19 protein-coding genes are annotated in these 21132 nt (G+C 35.2%); 16 read left to right on the forward strand and 3 right to left on the reverse strand.

Annotated elements, in window-relative coordinates:
- From HU235_RS09560 to HU235_RS09600, 9 genes are all read left to right on the forward strand, one after another.
- On the forward strand, positions 1–1127 hold a 1127-nt coding region (locus HU235_RS09560; RefSeq protein WP_174880071.1), incomplete at its 5' end, for a restriction endonuclease.
- A gap of 321 nt (positions 1128–1448) precedes the next feature.
- Entirely contained in the window at positions 1449–2510 is a 1062-nt protein-coding gene (locus HU235_RS09565) for a C45 family autoproteolytic acyltransferase/hydolase (protein ID WP_174880072.1), read from the forward strand.
- 242 nt (positions 2511–2752) lie between these two features.
- Positions 2753–2947 carry a cysteine-rich CWC family protein gene (locus HU235_RS09570; protein WP_145582456.1) on the forward strand — a complete coding sequence of 65 codons (195 nt, stop codon included), beginning with the start codon at positions 2753–2755 and terminating at the stop codon, positions 2945–2947.
- 354 nt (positions 2948–3301) lie between these two features.
- Entirely contained in the window at positions 3302–4375 is a 1074-nt protein-coding gene (locus HU235_RS09575) for a GerAB/ArcD/ProY family transporter (RefSeq protein ID WP_174880073.1), read from the forward strand.
- Positions 4376–4379: 4 nt separating this feature from the next.
- The gene (locus HU235_RS09580; protein WP_174880074.1) at positions 4380–5789 is read left to right on the forward strand and encodes a spore germination protein; all 1410 of its coding nucleotides are present in this window, start codon (positions 4380–4382) and stop codon (positions 5787–5789) included.
- Positions 5790–6917: a Ger(x)C family spore germination protein gene (locus HU235_RS09585; protein WP_174880075.1), complete on the forward strand. Its 1128-nt coding sequence runs from the start codon at positions 5790–5792 to the stop codon at positions 6915–6917.
- 297 nt (positions 6918–7214) lie between these two features.
- Entirely contained in the window at positions 7215–7655 is a 441-nt protein-coding gene (locus HU235_RS09590) for a helix-turn-helix transcriptional regulator (protein ID WP_095303112.1), read from the forward strand.
- The gene (locus HU235_RS09595) at positions 7652–8836 is read left to right on the forward strand and encodes a macrolide family glycosyltransferase (RefSeq protein WP_174880076.1); all 1185 of its coding nucleotides are present in this window, start codon (positions 7652–7654) and stop codon (positions 8834–8836) included. Before HU235_RS09590 ends, HU235_RS09595 begins: the two co-directional genes overlap by 4 nt.
- Before the next feature lie 67 nt (positions 8837–8903).
- A complete protein-coding gene (locus tag HU235_RS09600; RefSeq protein WP_174880077.1) occupies positions 8904–9356 on the forward strand; it encodes a YrhA family protein in 453 nt (150 codons plus the stop codon).
- A gap of 175 nt (positions 9357–9531) precedes the next feature.
- Here HU235_RS09600 and HU235_RS09605 read toward each other — a convergent pair whose 3' ends face one another.
- Positions 9532–10035: a hypothetical protein gene (locus HU235_RS09605; protein ID WP_174880078.1), complete on the reverse strand. Its 504-nt coding sequence runs from the start codon at positions 10033–10035 to the stop codon at positions 9532–9534.
- Positions 10036–10594: 559 nt separating this feature from the next.
- Here HU235_RS09605 and HU235_RS09610 point away from each other — a divergent pair.
- The 6 genes from HU235_RS09610 to HU235_RS09635 all read left to right on the forward strand — a co-directional run bounded on the left by HU235_RS09610 (position 10595) and on the right by HU235_RS09635 (position 16309).
- On the forward strand, positions 10595–11407 hold the full coding sequence (locus tag HU235_RS09610) for a YwqG family protein (protein WP_174880079.1): 813 nt from the start codon (positions 10595–10597) through the stop codon (positions 11405–11407).
- Between the two features lie 387 nt (positions 11408–11794).
- Positions 11795–13066, forward strand: coding sequence for an ABC transporter substrate-binding protein (locus HU235_RS09615; RefSeq protein ID WP_233452185.1), 1272 nt, complete (start codon positions 11795–11797; stop codon positions 13064–13066).
- Positions 13067–13115: 49 nt separating this feature from the next.
- Positions 13116–14015 carry a carbohydrate ABC transporter permease gene (locus HU235_RS09620; protein ID WP_174880080.1) on the forward strand — a complete coding sequence of 300 codons (900 nt, stop codon included), beginning with the start codon at positions 13116–13118 and terminating at the stop codon, positions 14013–14015.
- A gap of 14 nt (positions 14016–14029) precedes the next feature.
- A complete protein-coding gene (locus HU235_RS09625) occupies positions 14030–14908 on the forward strand; it encodes a carbohydrate ABC transporter permease (RefSeq protein WP_174880081.1) in 879 nt (292 codons plus the stop codon).
- A gap of 30 nt (positions 14909–14938) precedes the next feature.
- Positions 14939–15562, forward strand: coding sequence for a YesL family protein (locus tag HU235_RS09630; protein ID WP_174880082.1), 624 nt, complete (start codon positions 14939–14941; stop codon positions 15560–15562).
- Positions 15563–15988: 426 nt separating this feature from the next.
- Positions 15989–16309 carry a hypothetical protein gene (locus tag HU235_RS09635; protein WP_174880083.1) on the forward strand — a complete coding sequence of 107 codons (321 nt, stop codon included), beginning with the start codon at positions 15989–15991 and terminating at the stop codon, positions 16307–16309.
- Positions 16310–16521: 212 nt separating this feature from the next.
- Here the strand turns inward: HU235_RS09635 and HU235_RS25490 are convergent, their stop codons facing one another.
- Positions 16522–16824, reverse strand: a complete 303-nt coding sequence (locus HU235_RS25490) for a TIGR04104 family putative zinc finger protein (protein ID WP_411828260.1) — start codon at positions 16822–16824, stop codon at positions 16522–16524.
- Positions 16825–16894: 70 nt separating this feature from the next.
- A complete protein-coding gene (locus tag HU235_RS09645; protein WP_233452186.1) occupies positions 16895–17215 on the reverse strand; it encodes a DUF3784 domain-containing protein in 321 nt (106 codons plus the stop codon).
- Between the two features lie 239 nt (positions 17216–17454).
- On the opposite strand from HU235_RS09645, the gene HU235_RS09650 reads away from it, so the two are divergent.
- Positions 17455–20868, forward strand: coding sequence for a glycoside hydrolase family 2 TIM barrel-domain containing protein (locus tag HU235_RS09650; RefSeq protein WP_174880085.1), 3414 nt, complete (start codon positions 17455–17457; stop codon positions 20866–20868).
- The last annotated feature ends 264 nt before the right edge of the window (positions 20869–21132 follow it).

A 21132-nucleotide genomic window follows, 5' to 3' on the forward strand; every position in this document is an offset into this window, starting at 1 on the left:
AAGAAATAGAGGTCTTTGAGGAACTTCAAAAACAATGGGAAGAAAAGAAGAAATCTTTCGAACATGAACAAAAAGAAAAAAACGATGCTATTGAAAGGAAAAAAGATCAATATTTAATTGGTGAAACAGAGGCGATAATAGAATACTGTGACATGGTATTATCTAATTCTAATTATCCAGACTATTTTCCTCAGGAATATGATATTGAATATAATCCAAACAATAGAACCTTAATTGTGGAATATATCCTTCCTGATATTTCTGACTTACCAACATTAAAAGAAGTTAAATATATTGCTACAAAGGATGAGTACAAAGAATCGTCTATAACAGATGCTGCTCTTAGGAAAATGTATGATAAGTTACTTTATGATATTACATTACGTACTATACATGAGCTTTTTGAAGCAGATGCAATTAGTAAAATAGATTCAATAATATTTAATGGATGGGTAAATTCGATAAATAAGGCAACAGGTAAAAAAGAAGATATTTGTATATTGTCAATTCAAACAAACAAAGAAGAGTTTATGGAAATAAACTTAAGATTGGTTGATTCAAAGACTTGTTTTAAAAATTTAAAAGGGATTGGAAGTAGTAAATTATTTAGTCTAACTCCAATAGCTCCTATATTAAAAATCAATAGGGAAGACGGTCGATTTGTTGATGCACATAATGTATCCGAAAACGTTGATGAGGATACGAATTTGGCCGCGATGGATTGGCAAGATTTTGAGCATTTAATAAGAGAACTTTTTGAAAAAGAGTTTAATACATCTGGTGGAGAAGTAAAAATAACAAGAGCTAGTAAGGACGGTGGAGTTGATGCAGTTGCATTTGATCCAGATCCTATTAGAGGTGGGAAAATTGTTATACAGGCAAAAAGATATACAAATGTTGTTGGGGTATCGGCAGTTAGAGATTTATATGGAACAGTAATGAATGAAGGTGCTACTAAAGGTATATTGGTAACAACAGCTGACTTTGGTCCAGATGCTTACAATTTTGCAAAAGATAAACCACTTACTTTATTAAACGGAAATAATCTCTTACATTTGCTGCACAAACATGGTCATAAGGCGAAAATAGATTTAAAAGAAGCTAAGTTATTAATGAATGGAAAATAATTTCGAATATTAGGCATAGTCGCTTTGTTATATAGATTCATTGTGATTTGGCTACTTCAAACTATTGAGTATTATTTAAAGTTAATATCAGATGGGTATTTAAGATTTAGGTAATTATTATATACAATAAATAAGAAACGGATAATCATAACCTGAAATAGGATTGAGGTTATCTTTTTTTTTTATTATCGAATATACAAATGAAAGGGATACATACATATACTTAACTCCTCCTATGAAAAAATCACAAATGCCTCTTCCTTTCTTTTTCTCCCAATTCAATATATCCTTAAGATACAGAAACAATTGGAGGACAGCACCATGAAAAAGGTATACGCAGATGTCATTCAATTTCGTAACACACATTACGATTTTCGCTACATGCAGGGAGAATTAATAAAAGATTCAATACTACTAAAAAATCGAGAAAGACAATGGCTTGTTCGGAAGCCTCTTTTTCGAATTGATAAAGAAGAGACTGAACAGGTTTTTAAAAAATTAGCACCAAATATTTGGGAGGAATTTATCGGCTTACAGGATGCGTTAAAGTGGCCAATAGAAAGGGTTTTACAAGAATTTGGTGGTTATCGAGTGAATATTAATCCTTCTGGTTGCTCAATTTACGTTGGTGACAAATATATGATTCGCAATTATGATTATCATCCGAAAACCTATGATGGACGCTTCGTGCTATTTCAACCTACAGATGGAGGCTATGCGACGATAGGTGTAAGCCAAAAAATAACCGGTAGAAGTGATGGGATGAATGAAAAGGGTTTGTCGATGGGTTATACATTTATGAACAGGAAGCGTCCGGGTGACGGCTTTATTTGTCATATGATCGGCAGACTGATCTTAGAGCTTTGTGCCAATGCAAAGGAAGCTGTCGATTTGCTGAAGGAGATTCCACATCGCGGGTCTTTCAGTTACGTCTTATTTGATGAAACATGTGAAGCACCTCATATTGTCGAAACCTCACCGAGAAGGGTGGAGACTCGTCAAGGATATTCTTGTACAAATCATTTCGAAATGTTGACAGAGGAAAATCGACATGTTCTTGATGATTCGAAAAAAAGAATGCAAATTGTTGAAGAAAATCAAGTCCATGGATTAAGTGGACATGAAGCATTCAGGCTTTTAAATGATACAGATAAAGGTGTTTTCTCTAAGCTATATGGCAGCTGGGCAGGAACGATCCATACTACTGCTTATTTTCCACAGAATCTTGAAGCATGGATTGTACTTGGTGGCGATCAGGAGCCAGCTAAATTCAGCTTTTCTAACTGGTTAAAAGGAGAAGACCTTTTGCTTAAAACGATTGAAGGGGACATTGATACAGATATTCCTTTCGCCCATATGGAAAGAGCGGATTGGTTTAAATAATATAGGATTCATAACTGTATATAAATGGCACAATTACGCTCCTGATCGAAAATGCTCGGAGCGTTTCTTTTATATTACCCTCTACCAATTAACTTTTCACAAAATGGACCGTCGTCAGTCCAGTAAAATACAATTTCTCAAAAAATTAGCTAATCTTTTCCGTTTGCCTATGGCTGAGATATAGTGAAAGAAAAATAGTGTTATTAAATACCGAACCTGAAAGAACTTAGGAGTGGTGACAATTGGCAAATACATATTGTCCTATATGTAAAGAAGAAAATGGGTGTATGCTAGGTAGTGAAGAAAACGGTAGTTGTTGGTGTAATCTTGAAACCTTCCCAAAGGAAATCTTCGAATTGGTTCCGTTGGAAAGTAAAGGAAAACAATGTATCTGTAAAAAATGTTTGCAAGACTTTAAAATAAAGAGCAACAAATGAAGAAAAATTCGAATTATAGAGGTGGCTTCTGCTAAAAGGAGGATGTTTAGGAAAAAGCATGTATAAGTGATTATCAATAGGATATAGAAAATGTGTTGAATTAAGTACATAATTATTTCTACAAACGGCTGCGTTACTATAAAAAATGGTAACGCGTTTTTTATTATAGGGGATGCTTGTAAAAAAAAGGGGGAATATTCTGCAAGGTTAATACTTCCATTTTTCTCAACCAGATGAAAATCACTTCATACTTTTTCTGTTTCTTTCATAAAGCTACATAATTGCGAAAAAATTAGAAAGTAATAATATTTTATTTCTTCTAGTAGATACTACTTATTAAAAAGGATTAAACGTATGCAAAACACATTACGTTATATTTCAATTGTATATCTCGTACTACTTTCTGTAGGTCTGTTTGCACATGTTGAAATCATTCCAGGGATTTTAACAGTGGTGAAAAGAGATGCGTGGCTAAGTGTTGTGTTAGCAATTATTGTTCTTCCAGTTTGGATATTTGTGATTTATAAAATTTTAGCGATAGTACATACAGATTCTTTACTAATAAAATTGAAAAATGATACAAGCTCCATCCAGTATTATCTCCTATTATTACCAATAGGTTTGTATATGTATATCAGTGCCTTTATCACGGCAAAAGATATTATCTTCTGGTCACAATTAACCTATATGGAAGACTATAACATTTTCTTTCTTGCGTTCCCACTTCTTTTATTATGCCTCATTTGTAGTCAATCAGGCATATTTTCAATTGGCATTATAAGTACGATACTATGTCCAATCGTCTTAGTTTTAGGTTTTTTTATTTCGTTCGCTAATACCAATAAGAAAAATTATGAGTTGTTATTACCAATATTAGAAGATGGCTTTATTCCCGTGTCAAAAGGTCTTATTTATACAGTACTTCCAATCATTGAACTATTTGTCATTATATTTGTTACCTCTATTATTAAAAAAAGAGTTACAAAGAAGCAACTTTTTGTGTTGGGTATTGTGATAGTAGGTTTAATGTTAGGACCTACAATTGGGGCAATCGTCGAATTCGGACCTGATTTAGCGTCCAAATATCGCTACCCTGCCTATGAACAGTGGCGATTAATATCAATTGGCAGATATATTTCACATACAGATTTTTTTGCTATCTATCAATGGTTATCTGGAGGAGTTATTCGAATAAGTCTTTTTGTTTTATTAACAAGCCTCATTGCTACAAAAAATAAAAATAATATAAAAGTTTTAGGGTTATTGTATGGGTTACTTTTCATTGCAGTGCTTGTCCCAGTTGATCAAAACGTATTTTCGGAAATGGTTTTTATTTATTTTAGACCCATTTCCTTAATCGTGTTATTGATTCAAATATCAGTTTTAGCGGTCTTTTTAAGGAAGCGGAAAAAAGTAGAAAGGAGTTGAAACTGTGGATAAACCGCTTTTTACAGCTGAAGCACTTAAACAACTTTTTAATCATTCCTCTGATATTGTTGTCAAAGAGGATCATAAAATGAGTATCATTCTGGTGTATTGTGAACCTTTGACAGATACTAGCTTGATTAAATCGATTCTGATCCCTGAAACAGAAAAACAATATTCAACAATTTATCAATATGTCCAAATGGAAAGCGTTGATAAACAAGAAATAGACAGTGAAAAAATACAGAAAAACGTTTTTTCGGGAAAACTGATAGCTGTCCCACCCGGTGAAAAGGTATACCTCTATGATATGAAAAAATTTCCACATAGACAGCCTGATGAATCTGTTGCTGAAGTTTCAGCTATTGGGCCAAAGGATGGATTCGTGGAGGATATCAATACGAATTTAGGTTTAATTCGTAAAAGACTTCGTACTTCCTCTTTAGTTGTTAAGGAATATACAATTGGAAAAAGAACGAATACGAAAGTAGGATTACTTTATATTAAGGACATTATAAATAATCAAATTCTAGAAGAAATTATGACTCTTCTTTCAAATATTAATGTCGATATTTTAACAAGCTCAAATACGCTAACTGAATATTTATCCCCACGGAAATTTTCATTAATTCCTACGATTCATTATTCTGGAAGGGCAGATTTTATTGTACAAGCTATTAATCAGGGAAGATTCGCCATCTTAGTTGACGGCTCACCTACAGCACTTATTGCACCAGTAGATTTGTCTCTTTTATTTAAGTCCCCTGAAGATGAAAATACAAGCTTTTATTACGCTTCCTTGCAAAGGACATTACGGATTGTTGGGGTATTTACAACGATTTTACTTCCAGGCTTTTATACTGCATTAATCACACATAATATAGGTCAATTACCATTACCTATTGTTGCGACTATAGCGGTTTCTCGATTAGGATTGCCATTTTCACCATTAATCGAAAGCTTATTAATGGTGATTATGTTCGAATTATTTTTCGAAGCTGGCTCTCGCTTACCGAAAGGAATAGGACAGACAGTTTCTGTACTTGGCGGTTTAATTATTGGCGACGCTGCTATTAGAGGTGGGATTACTTCACCCTCCATGCTTGTTGTAATCGGAATAACTGCTTTGACAAGTTTTACCTTAGTGAATCGAATGCTCGCAGGAAATCTATTTTATTTGCGAGTATTTGTCCTGCTTTTAAGTTATTTTTTAGGGATTTTTGGTTTTTTCTTAAGTTTTATTTTTATTATCCTTTATATAGCAAGATTAAAATCCTTTGGGATATCGATGTTTTCAAATATTATGACTCCTTATGGGAAGGATATTTTATTTGCCTTTTTACGAATTCCAAGCACATTACTAAAGAAAAGAAATGCAGGGTTATCAATTAAAGATGGAACTAGAAAAGGTGACTGAATGAATAAAATCGTATGGATTCTCATTTCTCTCTTGTTTCTTACAGGTTGTGCAGACATTAAAGAAGTTCAATATCAAGCATATGCTGTAGGGTTAGGAATTGACTATAATGACAATCAATATGAAGTAACCCTGCAATTTTTAGATTTCTTGAATGTTGCAAAAACAGATCAAGGAAAAGGGGACAAACCTAGCAAGGTATGGCTTGGAAACGGAAAAGGAAAGTCTATTGAGGATGCAATTAATCAGATTGATCAAGGTATTCAACTCCCTATTAATTTTGACCAAATCAATGTCATTGTTTTTGGCAAATCATTATTAAAAAATAAGCTGGAATCTACATTACAAACGTTAGATTCATCTTATAGAATTCGCTTAACAGGAATGGTCTATGGAACAGAAGAACCAATTGAGAAGGTGTTTACGTCAAAGGTTCCGTTTTATTATCCTTTTAATGAATCTCAAATTAGTAATCCAGAAGCAAAGCAACAACAAAGCTCAACCGTTCCACCGATAAATTTACAGCAATTTATTTATCAATTTAATGAAAAGGCAAGAACGATATTATTGCCCTCTCTAACTGTAAACAATGAGATTATAAAGGAGGAAGAGGATAACTATGATGTCCCTACAATTAACGGAGCCCATATTATTAAAGGGAAACATTGGAAAGGGCATGTAAGCTTAAATCATTTAATAGGATTTGTTCGAGTGAATAATAAATCTGTCCGTACACCTTTGACGCTTGATTTAGCAAATCATCAAATTTTAGTTAATCTTTTAAAACCTAAAATGAAATATGTAGTAAATAATGATAAAAAAGACCCCTCGATAGGGCTTGAAATTAAAATCCATGCCACAGTGTTAAATTCAAATGGAATGAAGCTTTCTAAAGATATTAAAAATCAAATAAAGAAAAAGCTAGTTAATGAAGTTTATCATTCATATGAAAAAAGTAAAGAAATTGATGGGGACATTTTTCAATTTGAAAATTATCTTTATAGGCATCGACACGACCTTTGGCAATCTATTGGAGAAGGTGATTTTCCAGAATTAAAAAAAGATAATATTCACATTAAAATAGATAGATTTAAAAGTGTTCATAAACTAAGCGGCATGTATCAATAGTAATGAATGATTGTTTTGATAAAATCTATATATACGTTTAGAACAAGTCTAAATTGTATATGGGGGCTTGTTCTTTGAAACTTTTAATCCAATCACAAGCCATAAATATGATTTGTTGTAATGTGCCGACAAATGTATACAAAGTCCAGAAAAACCTCTATATACATAATTTTATTCACCTAGTAATTCAAATCATCATAATAACAATGCCACAATTGTTAACAAAAAATGTAGCAAACCATTGATAGACTTTCCTAAACCCCTTATATATAGTTAACGATATAAGGAGTTGGAAATATGATTGGTATGAATATTCGTATTTTACGAAAGAGGAATAAAATGAGTCAGGAGCAGTTGGCAGAAAAGGTAAATGTCTCACGTCAAACGGTAGCAAAATGGGAAAACGATGAGGCGATACCTGATCTTTATAAAAGTAAACAATTAGCCGAAATCTTTCAAATCTCATTGGACCAATTATCAGGAGGTTTGAGTGAGGAAGAGGTTGAAAATTTAGCTCCAAAGGGGAAACAGTTTTTCGGAGTTGTAAAAGTTGGGGAGCGGGGACAGATTGTCATTCCAAAGCAAGCTCGGGACATGTATCACATCCAAGCAGGTGATAAGCTTGTTGTTTTAGGCGAAGATGTAACAAAAGGGATTGCCATTCTTAAAACAGATAGCTTTTTAGAGTTTGCCGATATGATTCGGAAAGCTGAACTAGCGGAAGAGGAAGCAGAATGAGGAAAATTGTTTTCTTTTCAATCCCAGCGCACGGACATACAAATCCGACTATACCAGTTGTTTCCGAATTAGTAATGCGAGGACATGAAGTGTGGTACTATTCGTTTGATGAATTTAAAGAAAAAATAGAGGCAGCAGGAGCAAAATTTATCTCCTGTGACAAGTACTTACCACCAATTTCTGAGGAGGAATTGGAACGCAAGGCTGGAAAGGATTTTGCCGCACTTATTGAAATGGTTGTTGATACGACAATTGCCTTAGATGATAAGGTTTGTTCAGAGTTAAGAGATTTTCAGCCAGATTGCATAGTTTCAGATTCAGTCTGCTTTTGGGGAAAGTTATTTGCTGAAAAGCTAGGAATAAACTATATTTGTTCAACAACGACGTTTGCGTTTAATCAGCATACCGCTAAGCTAATGAAACGAAGCTTTAAAGAACTGATAAAAATGATGACAGGGATGCCGCGAATTAACAAAAAAATTCAGGAGCTACGAGCACACGGCTATAAAGTAGATAATTTTATTTCAATTATACAAAACGATAACGAAACAGACACGATTGTCTATACATCAAAACGATTTCAACCGATGGCCGAAACGTTTTCTGACAAATATGCCTTTGTAGGACCATCGATTCGTAAGCCAAGTGAAAAAGTCAATAAAGAAAAAAATCAAAAGCTTATCTATATTTCATTAGGGACAGTCCTAAATCAAAATAAGGATTTTTACCAAAATTGTCTTAAAGCATTTACTGGCAGCCATTATAATATTGTAATGTCTGTTGGGGAAAAAACAGACATCACTTCTTTCGGCAACATACCTGATAACTTTACAATAAAACAATCAGTAGACCAGATTGCCATCCTGCAAATTGCTGATGCATTTATTACCCATTGCGGAATGAATAGTGTGAATGAAAGTTTGTATCACGGAGTGCCAATGGTTCTATATCCATTGCATAGCGAGCAAAGGGTAGTCGCAAACCGCGCTGCTGAACTAGGTGTGGGCGTTAAACTAAAAGGAAGCAAGCCGAAACAGCTAGTAAAGGCAGTGAATGAGCTGCTAGGTGAGAAGAAATACTATGAAAATGCGATAATGCTATCTGAAAGCCTCCGAAAAGCAGGGGGCGCAATTGAAGCTGCAAATTGTATATTGGCTAAAATTTCCGATAAGGAATCATAATTTACGTTATGCTTTATTTGAAAATGTAAATAATGATGTGGATTGAAAATGATAATAGGGTGATACGATGTGGCAAGAAAAGCTTACTGAAATAAAAGAGGAAGAAAAAATAGTTGGTGCAGAACTAAATGGAGCTGCAAGTGACGAAGAGATAGAAATATTTAAAAAGGCAGTGAAAGAAAAATTAAACGTTGAATTACCTCTGGAATATATTCGTTTTTTGCAAGTGATAAATGGTCTAGAATTTAATGGCTCCATCATATATGGAATTGATCAGGAAATAGTAGAAAAAAAGCCGAAAAATAAAATAGACGGTTTCATTGATTCAAATCAGGTGTGGCATGAAGTTGAACACCAAAGAAAATATTTGTTCTTTGGTGATGACAGTATAAGCTGGTACGTCTTTGATAAAGAAAAGAAACAATATAAATTATTAGATAAACCCTCTGGAGATGAATTAGAGGATTTTAACGGCTTTGATGAAATGATTGAACGAATAATGTCAGACGCATTACGATAGTGAAGATGCTTTAATATTATAGAATAGTAGTAATAATAGTGGAGAATGCATTCTTAATTTTGTTTTAGCGAAAAGCTGTTTATTAAAGATCCTAATATAGGTAAGAAATCATTTCCTATATTAGGATCTTTGCTTTTAGTTTTCGCCAGCTACCAATTATGAAAAAATTGCTTACTTATTCATTAATGTCATAGACTAATAGATCAAATAGTTTATTATCAACATAAAGTAGGATTGCCCATTCGCCTGGCTTTGGTATTTTAACAGAAGTAGGAATGTGTGCATCAGCTCCATTCTGTTTTGCCCCGAGACTAGTGGTCCAACCATCTGTCAGAATTTGATGTACAGTTTCTGTTTCTTTATGGTATCCGACTACGGTCATTGTGGACTTACTAGGGTCATCTACTCCCCAAAGATGCCACATCCATTTCTGGTCATCTAAGCTCGGCGTATCTGCACCAATTACACCCGATTTTCCTTCATTTCCAATTATTCCATTTACAAGCATAGTAGCTTTTTTATCCCAATCAATTTTCTTGAAATCACTTTCTTGAACATATTCAGGTACATCATCGGGAATAGTGACTTTCTTAAACTTGGTTTCATTTGCTTCATTTGACTGACAAGCTGCTAATAAAAGCAATAGACTGCAAATAATAAATAGACATTTTGTTTTCATATTAGACATCTCCTAAATCATTTGATATGTACTGCTTTTTTCATAATCTAAATAAAATACGTAGAACTTTTACCAGAAAAAGAGGACGAACATCAGCATTAGAATACATACAAATAAACTTCGAATCTTGCTTATCCTCCATATAACGACCATTGTTACTAGACCTCCGATAAGCAAAAAAACATTGCCAAGTATTCTAATGAAATCATTCAATCCTATAACGGAAAGATGTGTGAAAAATACCCCTAAAAGAGTAAAACCAACTGTAAAAATTAGTTGTGGATGTTTAAATTCGTTGATGACAGACCTTTTTTCCTCCGCACTTAACTTTAAATAGTATCTAATAACTAGTAACCCAGGTATCCCCCACATAATGAGAATGGGCACAAGATAATCGTAAATAATGATACCAACCTCCTTGTATCCATTATATGGTATTTCTCTTTGTAAAAATAGTAACTTTTAACAGATTTATAGGAATGTAAAAGTAAAAACTGATTGTAATAGATTTGCAGTTTTGTCATAATTTACTTTATAAAGAGAAAATAGAGGTGAACTCATGCGAAACAAACCGCAAATCTTTTTACCAAAGCAACTAATCAAATACAACGACATTATCCAAAAATCAGTCGTTCCTTATATCCGGATAAATGGAGAAATGAGAAAAACAGGAGTCTATGAGAGCAAATTTGGAGGCACACCATATTTTCCAAAGGATATGGAATACCCAATAGACTATAACAACAAGCCAATGAAACTAATGGCTCAACTCAATTTTGCGGAAATTCCTCATTTGGATCCTTATCCAGAAAAGGGCATTTTGCAGTTTTTTGTCACTGCATATGATGATTTAATGGGGCTTGATTTTGATCGTAAGGTTGATGGGGATACATATAAAGTAATTTACCACGAGGAAATTTTACCGGAAGAAATGCTAGTAAATGAGTTTCCAGAAGTGGATGAACAACATGAGGATTTCTGCTTTCCGTTTGAGTCAGAGGTTGGTCTCACTTTTGAAATAGGCTATGAAGCACTAGGTATCGCTGATTTTCGTGCAAATGAACAGCTTAAAGATGTCTATCTCGATGAAATCGTAGATGAAGATGGAACAGAAATGTGGGATATTTTTGCTGAGGAAATTTCAAATGAAGGGCATAAGATTGGCGGATATGCCTTTTTTACACAAACAGATCCACGAGAGTATAGTAGTAATGGAGTAAAAGACTATAGCATTCTCCTCTTGCAAATTGATACAGATGACGAAAATGACATTATGTGGGGAGATTCAGGTGTCGGCAATTTCTTTATTTGTGAAGAGGACTTAAAGAATTTAGACTTTACAAAGGTATTGTATAATTGGGATTGTCATTAAACGAAATGTTTGGGATTTGAATGAAAGATTTAATATTAGACGTGCTAGGAAATGTCTAAAAAACATAACCTAGCACTTTTTTATTTACCCTGCATACTTTATGGCTATTAAGAAGCCCTAATTTCTAACAGTAATTTACTAGGTTTGTCCAAGTTTTTGTCAACTTTTTAGGAAAAGTAGTTCTTTTTAATGAGGAATGGGAATAATCATGTTTAACAAATTGGTTCCTTGCAGACACTTAGTTTATCAGTTAACCAAAGTGTAAAACGGAAAATGTAAGCGCTTCATATTTTGTGTTGATTCACAGTATTGTCCTTTTAAAAGGGGGGATGCTCTCATTTAGCCTTCGTTCTTAAATAACGAATCTTTAATAGGGGTGGTGCAAACGTGAAGAAAAGGCTCTTTTCTCTCTCGATGATTGTCGGTTTAGCTTTAACATTCCTTCTTACAGGTTGTTCGCAAGCTTCAAATGAAAATAAGAAAGAGCTGACTATTTGGACGTTTACTGATGAAGCAAAATATGCGGTTGAGAAATTCAAGGAAAAGCATCCTGATGTTGATGTTAATTTGCTGTTTATTACGAATGATAATTATGTTCAAAAGCTTATTTCTGTATTGCAGGTTGAGAAAAATGTCCCTGATGTGTTTTTCGTTGAGAATGCTTACTGGCCACAAATTAAACAAATTCCTCGTTTAGAGAATTTATCAAAGGAACCGTATAATGCAGAGGAAATACTAGCTAAGCAATTCCCTTATATTCAGAATATTGAAAAGGATGAGGAAGGAATTGTTCGAGGGTTAGGGTATCAAGGAACACCTGGTGCTTTTTATTATCGACGAGATTTAACGAAGAAATATTTAGGAACAGATGATCCGAAGGAAGTTAGTGAATTGATATCAAGCTGGGATAAAGTGATGGAAATTGGTAAACGAGTTTATGAGGAGAGCGATGGTCAGGTTCATGCATTATCGAGCTGGTCAGATATCGATATCGTCGAAAGCTCAAATATTAAAGAACCATGGGTAGTTGATGGAAAGCTAGTAATTGATGATGTCCGAGTTAAAGAACTGGATTTAGTGAAAGAAGCTCGAGATACGAATGTTGAAGCAAAATATGAGGTATGGGGGCCAGCATGGACGGCATCGATGCAAAAGGGAAGTGTGATGTTTTATGCCGAACCTACGTGGGGCTTACCATATATTTTCGAAAAAAACGCGCCGGAAACAGCAGGGAAGTGGGGTTTGGCACATGGTCCAAAATCATTCAGCAGCGGTGGTACGTATTTGGCGATGTACAACAAGAGTCAAAATAAAGACCTTGCATGGGAATTTATGAAGTTTTATACAACGGATGAGGAATTTTTAAAGGAATTAGCGGAAAGTCAGCAATATTTCTTAAGTAATAAAGAAATTGATGAAGAGCTAGCACCTGAGTTGACGTCTGATTTTCTCGATGGTCAGAAATATTTTGAATTTTTCGTTGAAGCTGGTGAACAGGTTCCATCTGCACCACAATCCAAATATGATAATGATATTAATAAGCTTTGGACAGAAAAGGTCAATGACTTTTTAAATGGACGGTTAAAAACGAAGGAAGACATGCTTGAATCATTTAAAACAGAGGTTGGCCACAATTTTCCTGAAATTGAAGTCAATTAAACCATCGAGGCAGGTTTATGAATGAAACTGCTCGAAAGGGGAGATGGATATGTTTTCACGGTCATTACGAAAAGATCATTACGGTTATTTGTTTATTGCACCGTTTTTTATCATTTTCTTGATTTTCGGATTATATCCGATTTTGTATTCGTTGTATTTAAGCTTTACAAATTGGGATGGCTTTGGCAATCCGACGCTGATTGGGCTTGAGAATTATCAAAGGCTTTTTGGTGATTTTTTCTTCTATAAATCACTTGGTAATACGTTGTTAATCTGGGGAGTTTCTGTTATCCCACAGCTAACGGTGAGCCTTGTTCTTGCAGTGATTTTACATGAGAAATTTGTTAAAGGGAAAAGCCTTTTCAGAGCTGTGTTTTTCTTTCCGAACATTGTAACAGCTGCTTCCTTAGGACTTTTAGTTGCGTTAATTTTTAGCTGGCAAACAGGTAGCTTTAATCAATTATTAATGAGCCTTGGGTTTATACAAGATCCAATCAATTGGGCAGATAAGCCGATGTTTATGAGGATTTTAGTATCATCGATTTTGTTTTGGCAATACTTTGGCTATTCAATGATTATTTATATTGCAGGGCTCCAGGGGATTTCGCGAGATTTATTAGAGGCTGCTGAAATTGATGGCGCTTCCAAAACGAAGGTGTTTTTTCACATAACCCTTCCATTATTAAAACCTATTATTCTTTTTCAAATCGTTACATCAATTATAGGTGGAATGCAAATATTTGATCAGCCTTATACGTTAACGAACGGAACCGGTAATCCTGATAATGCGACATTGACAAGTGTCATGTATTTGTATGAGACGGCGTTTACGCGGTATCAGTATGGATATGGTTCTGCGATTGCCTTCGGTTTATTCCTTGTAATTGTCATCTTCTCGATCCTGTCGTTTACACTTATGAACCGAAGAACAAAGGGTGAATCAAATTAAAGGAGGTATGAAACATGTCGCGAAATCTCACATTGGAATCATCAGTTAGTGAAAGTGCAATCATGAATAAACGAAAAATTAAGCTAAGCCATGTTTTGATACATGTATTTCTCATTTGCTTAGCGATAATTTGTATTATTCCATTCTATATTATGCTCATTTATGGAACACATACAAATGCCGATATTGCATCAAAATTTATCTTTTTACCTGGAAATGCGCTTATTGAAAACTATCATTCTATGAACGAAAACGTCAATATTTGGCGAGGGTTTTTAAATAGTTTAATCATTTCCTGCTGTTCAACAGCACTTACTCTTTATTTCGGTGCGCTTAATGCATATGGCTTTGCGAAATATAAATTTAAAGGGAAAAAATTTCTATTTATTTTCGTTTTGGCAACAATGATGGTGCCGCAGCAGCTCGGCTTAGTTGGGACGTTCCGAATTATGTACCTATTAAATTTAATTGACACATATGCTGCGCTTATATTGCCTGCCGCAGCAAATGCATTTGCGGTTTTCTTCGTTAAGCAATTTATTGATGGCACAATTCCTGATGAAGTCATCGAGTCGGCAAGGGTGGATGGAGCAGGAGAGTTCAAAACCTTTAATCGGATTATTCTCCCGATGCTAATGCCAGCACTTGCTGCACTAGGGATTTTCTCATTTATCGGTTCCTGGAATAACTTTATGGGTCCGCTAGTTTTACTGTTTACGAATGAAAAATATCCGCTCCCGTTATTAGTCCAATTACTCCAAGGTTATTATGGGACGAATTATGGTGTTCAGTATTTAGGTGTCGCCTTATCGGTATTGCCGATCATTATCGTATTTGCCATTTTTTCGAAACGAATTATTGGTAGTGTCGCAATTGGTGCGGTGAAGGGGTAATTTTAAGAAAAAAGAAAGGGTGAGAGAGCCATGCAATTAAATGGAGCAATGAAGGTAGTCTATCAAGCTGGAGAATGGATAATTCGATTAGTTTATGCCAATTTACTATGGATGCTTTTCACCCTTTTAGGTCTCGGAATCTTCGGTTTCATGCCTGCAACAGTTAGCTTATTTGCATTATTACGAAAGTGGATCATCGGGAATGAAGTCGAATCGGCCTTCACGATCTTTTGGACGAATTACCGTAAGGAATTTTTAAAGGCGAATCTGTTTGGTGTCATGTTCCTTGTGATCGGGTTAATCATTCGTTTAGACATTCTCTTTTTTCAAGATTCCTCTAATATAGTATTTCAGATTTTATTCGTTTTAATGATTTGTTTAAGCTTGCTATACTTCATTACAATAGTGAATTTCTTTCCAGTCTATGTTCATTTTGACCTTTCCATTTTAAATTATGTAAAATACGCCTTTCTTATTGGATTATCTCAGCTTTCATCGACACTTATGATGATTTTCGGCAGCATCATCATCTTTTGCCTATACTGGTACGTTTCCGGACTCATCCCACTGCTATGTGTTAGTTTATTTTGCTTGAATATTATGTGGTTTGGCTATCGAGCGTTTAAGAAGATTGAGCTCGAGCAGCAGAAGTAATTTTTGATATAGAAGTTAAAAGCAACACTGACATTTAAAAGTAGTGTTGTTTTTTATAATATGTATTTAGTAGGAGGCAACGTAAAACTAATAAATTTGATAATGGAGGAGCGCATAAAACTTGTTCATCCAATGATCAAAGAAATTATTAGAGCATTAAATGTCGAAGCAGTTTCAGAAATGGGTACAAGCACAGGGTTATCATGATTTTGATAAAGTACGTGTGGACGCTTTTCTAAAAAATCTCTAAAGATGTATGTGGAGTAAGGAATAATATGATCGAAGTAATATATTTAGCATTCGAAGTAATTCTAAACGAATGCTATTTTTGCGTGAACATGTAGATAAGTCTGTTTAAGTTCTATTATATTTCTGTTAAAGTATGTTATGCATCTACCAATTAATTCCAATGGGTGAGGTGGAAAAATGGCGCTTGAAACACTACCAAATTGGTTTTGGGCAATCTATTACTTCATTTTAATAACAACATTAGCAGCTGGAATCTATAGTATTTTTAGAAATAAAATAAGAGCTTTGTCTGTATTGACGATTATTTTTTCCCTAACTGTTCCTATCATTTCTTTTTTTAATAGTATTGGCAGAGGAGAGGGAATGAATGAATTTGAGCATTTCATTAGTCAATTGCAACAAGGGACTTTATGGTCTATTTACACGATAATCGGTTACATATTTATAGTCGTCTGGTGGGTTTTGTTTCTTGTTAAAGGGAGAGAAAAAGTCTACTAATCATTTCAAAATGACCAATAGACTTTGTTGAAAGTACTTCCGTTCGAGTAAACAGTTTTTAAAAGAAATTACGTTCATTAACGATATACCTATGAATCTTAGAGCAATATAGCACATTAAAAGCTTGGATATGAATTGAACCTCAATTGTTACCAAGGTGTAGTTCAGTCTATATCCACGCGTTATTATCATTTTTGTTTATTCATCCATAATTACCACATAGGTTCCTCTTTATTACTTAACCTATAGAAAAAAGGCATACTCATTAAAACAATAAAATAGGAGGCTATCTCAACAGCGAATATATATTGAATCGGTACATTAAATGATACTAATGGTACCCAAATCAAAAAGGGACACATGACAAATAGGCTTAACTGATTCCTTGATTTTTTTGACAGATACTGAAAGTGTTCACAGGAGGGGCATCTTAATTTATTTTTAAAAGTAAACATTTTTACAAAAGTATCCTTCCAAGTCCACTTAGATCCGCAATTTTGGCAATTTGGCAACAAAATCTACCACCTCATTGAAATTTTTAATATAAATCCCCATTGTTCTTTATGTATAAGTCAATAACTTTCCTTAATCATTAATCTTCTTGAATCGATCTCTTTTATTGGAGTACACCAACATAAAAATAATTAAAGTTAAAAATAGGATGAGACCAATAATAAATAAAACTTGATTTTCTAACATCTCGCTTACCGCGAATATGATGATGCTAAAGCTAAGCCCATACATAATTTTACCGATAAATTTGCACAAAGCGACTTCATCGTATTGAGCCTTTTCACTATCTGACTTTGTATTATAACCTGCAAGTATGGATGCTCCTTTTCCTTTCGAAAGTATAATAGCAAATATAATAAAAGGAACTGAAATAATAAGAATACCAATCTCCAAACGAGCAACCTCCTTTTCTATAAAATTCTTCGTTGGTCAAACACCCGTATTTAATCATTATACGTATTTAATGCATGCTATGTTTCGTTTATTTAGCGAACTATTTAATAAATGAATATAAAAAAAGGATAAGGTCGAAACTTGTTGAATTAGTTAATTGAGCGAACAAACTAAGTTGCGCTAATTAAAATTGCTCGTCATTAAAAGTTTCTAAAACGAAGCAAAAAGGGGTATATTTAATGAACAAAAAAATACTGTTTAACGACGGATGGGAATTCGCAAAAAGTAGTTTAGAGGTTACAGAGCATTCAAGCTTGGATTTTCAACAAGTCGACCTTCCACATGATTGGTTGATTTATAATACGTTAGATTTATATGAAAATAGCATCGGCTGGTACAGAAAGACGTTTACTAGGCCAAAAGCAGCCAGTCAAGTTCTTTTATCGTTTGATGGTGTCTATATGGATTCGTCTGTTTATGTTAACCAGCAATTTGTTGGAGAATGGAAATACGGTTATTCATCGTTTGAGCATGACATTACAGATGTGTTAAAAGAGGGAGATAATGAAATTCTCGTGAAGGTTGTATTTCAAAGTCCGAACAGCAGATGGTATTCAGGTGCGGGAATCTATCGAAATGTTTGGCTAAAGACACGAGAAGAAAGCCATATTGTTACAGATGGAATCTATGTTCATACAAAACAAGAAGATTCACGCTTTCAGGTTGAAATCGATACCGAATTGAATGTGACAGAGGAGCTTGTCCTTACACATACAATTGTCGCTGATGACAAAGTGATTGCGACTATTTCGGATACGCTTCCACCAAATCAATCTAAGAAACTAGTAAATCAACAAACATTAATCATAGAAAATCCTTTGCTATGGAGTCCTGAACAGCCAAATCTGTACAAGCTAATAACGAAGTTAGAAACTGAGGGCGGAAGAGTACTTGAATTAATCTCGCAAAATCTCGGATTCCGCAAAATCGTACTTGATCCGAATGAAGGCATGCTGTTAAATGGGCAAAAAATGAAATTAAATGGTGTTTGTGAGCATCACGATTTAGGGGCATTAGGTGCTGCGTTTAATGAAGCTGCTTTAAAAAGAAGATTTAAGCTGCTAAAAGAAATGGGTGTAAATGCAATTAGAACCGCGCACAATATGCCTGCAGTTGAACTAATGGACTTAGCTGATGAAATGGGATTTTTTATCGTTTCAGAGGCATTTGATATGTGGGAAAGGCCAAAGACGAAGTATGATTATGCACGATTTTTTAAAGAATGGGCTGAATCCGATGTGAAAAGCTGGGTTCTGCGTGACCGGAATCATCCGAGCTTGCTTATGTGGAGCATTGGCAATGAGATTTATGATACACATGCCGATGAGCGTGGTCAGGAAATAACAAAGCTACTGAAGGAGTATGTAGAGAAATATGATCCAAAGGGCAATGCGAGCGTAACGATTGGTTCAAATTATATGCCATGGGAAAATGCACAAAAATGTGCCGACATTGTGAAGCTTGCCGGCTATAATTATGCAGAAAAATATTATCAAAAGCATCATGACGAGCATCCGGATTGGATTATTTATGGGAGTGAGACGGCGTCAGTAGTTCAAAGCAGAGGGATCTATCATTTTCCATTTGAAAAAGCGATTCTTACAGATGATGATGAACAATGCTCAGCTCTTGGAAATAGTACGACAAGCTGGGGAGCAAAATCAGCAGAGGCATGCATACTCGCTGAAAGAGATACACCGTTTTCCCTCGGTCAATTTATTTGGACTGGCTTTGATTACATTGGGGAGCCAACACCTTATCATACGAAAAACTCATATTTTGGGCAGCTTGATACAGCAACCTTTAAAAAGGATTCGTTTTATCTTTATCAGGCAGCATGGACGAATTATAAAGAAAACCCAATGATTCATATCTTTCCGTACTGGGATTTTAACGATGGTCAGCTAATCGATGTAAGAGTTTGTTCAAATGCACCACGAATTGAGCTCCAGCTTAATGGGGAAACAATTGGTGCTTATGATATCGACCATTCTCGGGGGAAAGAGCTAGTAGGGTGGTGGAAAGTTCCATATCAAGCAGGGGAACTACAGGCAATTGCCTACGATGAAGCAGGAAATGTGATTGCAAAAGATATGAAAAAATCATTCGGTAATGCCAAGAGGCTTAAAGTGCAGGCTGATAAAGAGCAGTTAATTGCAAATGGGACAGATCTGATTTTCGTCGAAATTTCGATGGAGGATATGAACGGACACCTCGTTGAAAATGCTACTAACCGCGTCTTTGTTAACGTAACAGGAGCAGGTCGTTTAGTCGGCCTCGATAATGGCGATAGTACGGATTATGATCAGTATAAAGGGCAAAGCCGACGCTTGTTTAGTGGAAAGCTTATGGCAATTATTGCCGCAACAGTAGAACCGGGCTTCATCCAAATTGAGGTAAGTTCACAAGGGATCGAATCATGTAAAGCTGAATATAAAGCGCTTCCTTCAGGTGAGAGCATAGAAGGGATTTCAGCAATGATGAGCAATCAACCTTTACCAATTGTTTTAGGAACCGAAGAGGAAATCCCGTTACGAAAAATTGAACTTATTAGTGAGCATGGGCAATTAATCGATGAAACGAGGAAAGAAATCAATGTTAGGGCACATTTATATCCGGAAAATACTTCATATAAAGAAGTTGAATGGAGTGTTGTCAATGATTCTGGAATCGTCTCAAACATTGCTAAGGTTGAAGCGAATGGTTTTAAAGCGAAAGTGAGTGCATTTGGTGATGGCGAGTTCCGACTTCGTTGTACAAGTAAAAATGGCGGAGATAAAACAAGATTGATTTCACAGCTTGAATTTAAAGCAACAGGGCTTGGCACTGCCTATAAAAATCCGTATGAATTTATCTCTGCTGGACTGTATGACTATAGTAAAGGTGAGATAGGGAGTGGAAACGAGCGTGGTGTAGCAACAAGTCGTGATGGTGAAACACAAGTCGGCTTTAAAAATATTGACTTTGGTCTATACGGGTCTGATACAATAACGATTCCAATCTTTGCATTAACAGATGAGGAGTACTCTTTGCAGATTTGGCAAGGGATGCCTGGTGAAAATGGCAGTGAGCTCCTTGCAGATGTTATCTATCAGAAGGAATCAAAATGGAATGTGTATCAGGAGGAAACCTACCGCTTGAAGAAGCGACTAACAGGGATTAGCTCCATCTGCTTTGTCCTCCGCAGTAAGGTTCACATTAAAGGCTTTTCTTTCAAGAAATACAATAGAGCCTTTGAACAAAATCGCGCAATCGACTGTGACCATATTTATGGAGATACGTTTACGAAAACAGAAAACAATGTTGAAGGGATCGGCAATAATGTTTCCTTAGAATATGAACAGATGGATTTTACCATTGAAGGAGCAACAAAGCTTGTTGTTTCAGGGCGTTCACCGATTGATAAAAATACCATTCATATTCGATTTGCAAACGAAAATGGAGAAAGCAACCAGCTTGTTGAATTTACACAATCAGATGGATATGTAGAGCGGGTATATGACTTGGAAAAAATCACAGGTGAACAAAAGGTCACATTTATCTTTCTTCCAGGAAGTCAATTTGATTTTGCCTGGTTCCGTTTTGAAAGGTAGGAACAATTGAATGAAAAAAAGAAAAAGAGAGTGGGACATAACGAAAATATTTCTAGCGAAAACCGAACATTGCTTGTTGGAAAAACTATAAAGAAAAGAGGTCGGTTTTTTGTGCAAACTTCATTAATGTTGATTGGAGCGTAAGTGCGAGACTCCTGCGGGATGCGTGGGAGAGGTGAGACCCCGCAGGTTTACACCGAGGAGGCTCACCACCCACCCCGCGGAAAGCGAGTACTGTAGCGGAAATCAACCAGAACGACTACT

This window comes from Metabacillus niabensis (assembly GCF_902829255.1).
In the GTDB taxonomy this organism is placed as follows: Bacteria; Bacillota; Bacilli; order Bacillales; family Bacillaceae; genus Metabacillus; species Metabacillus niabensis.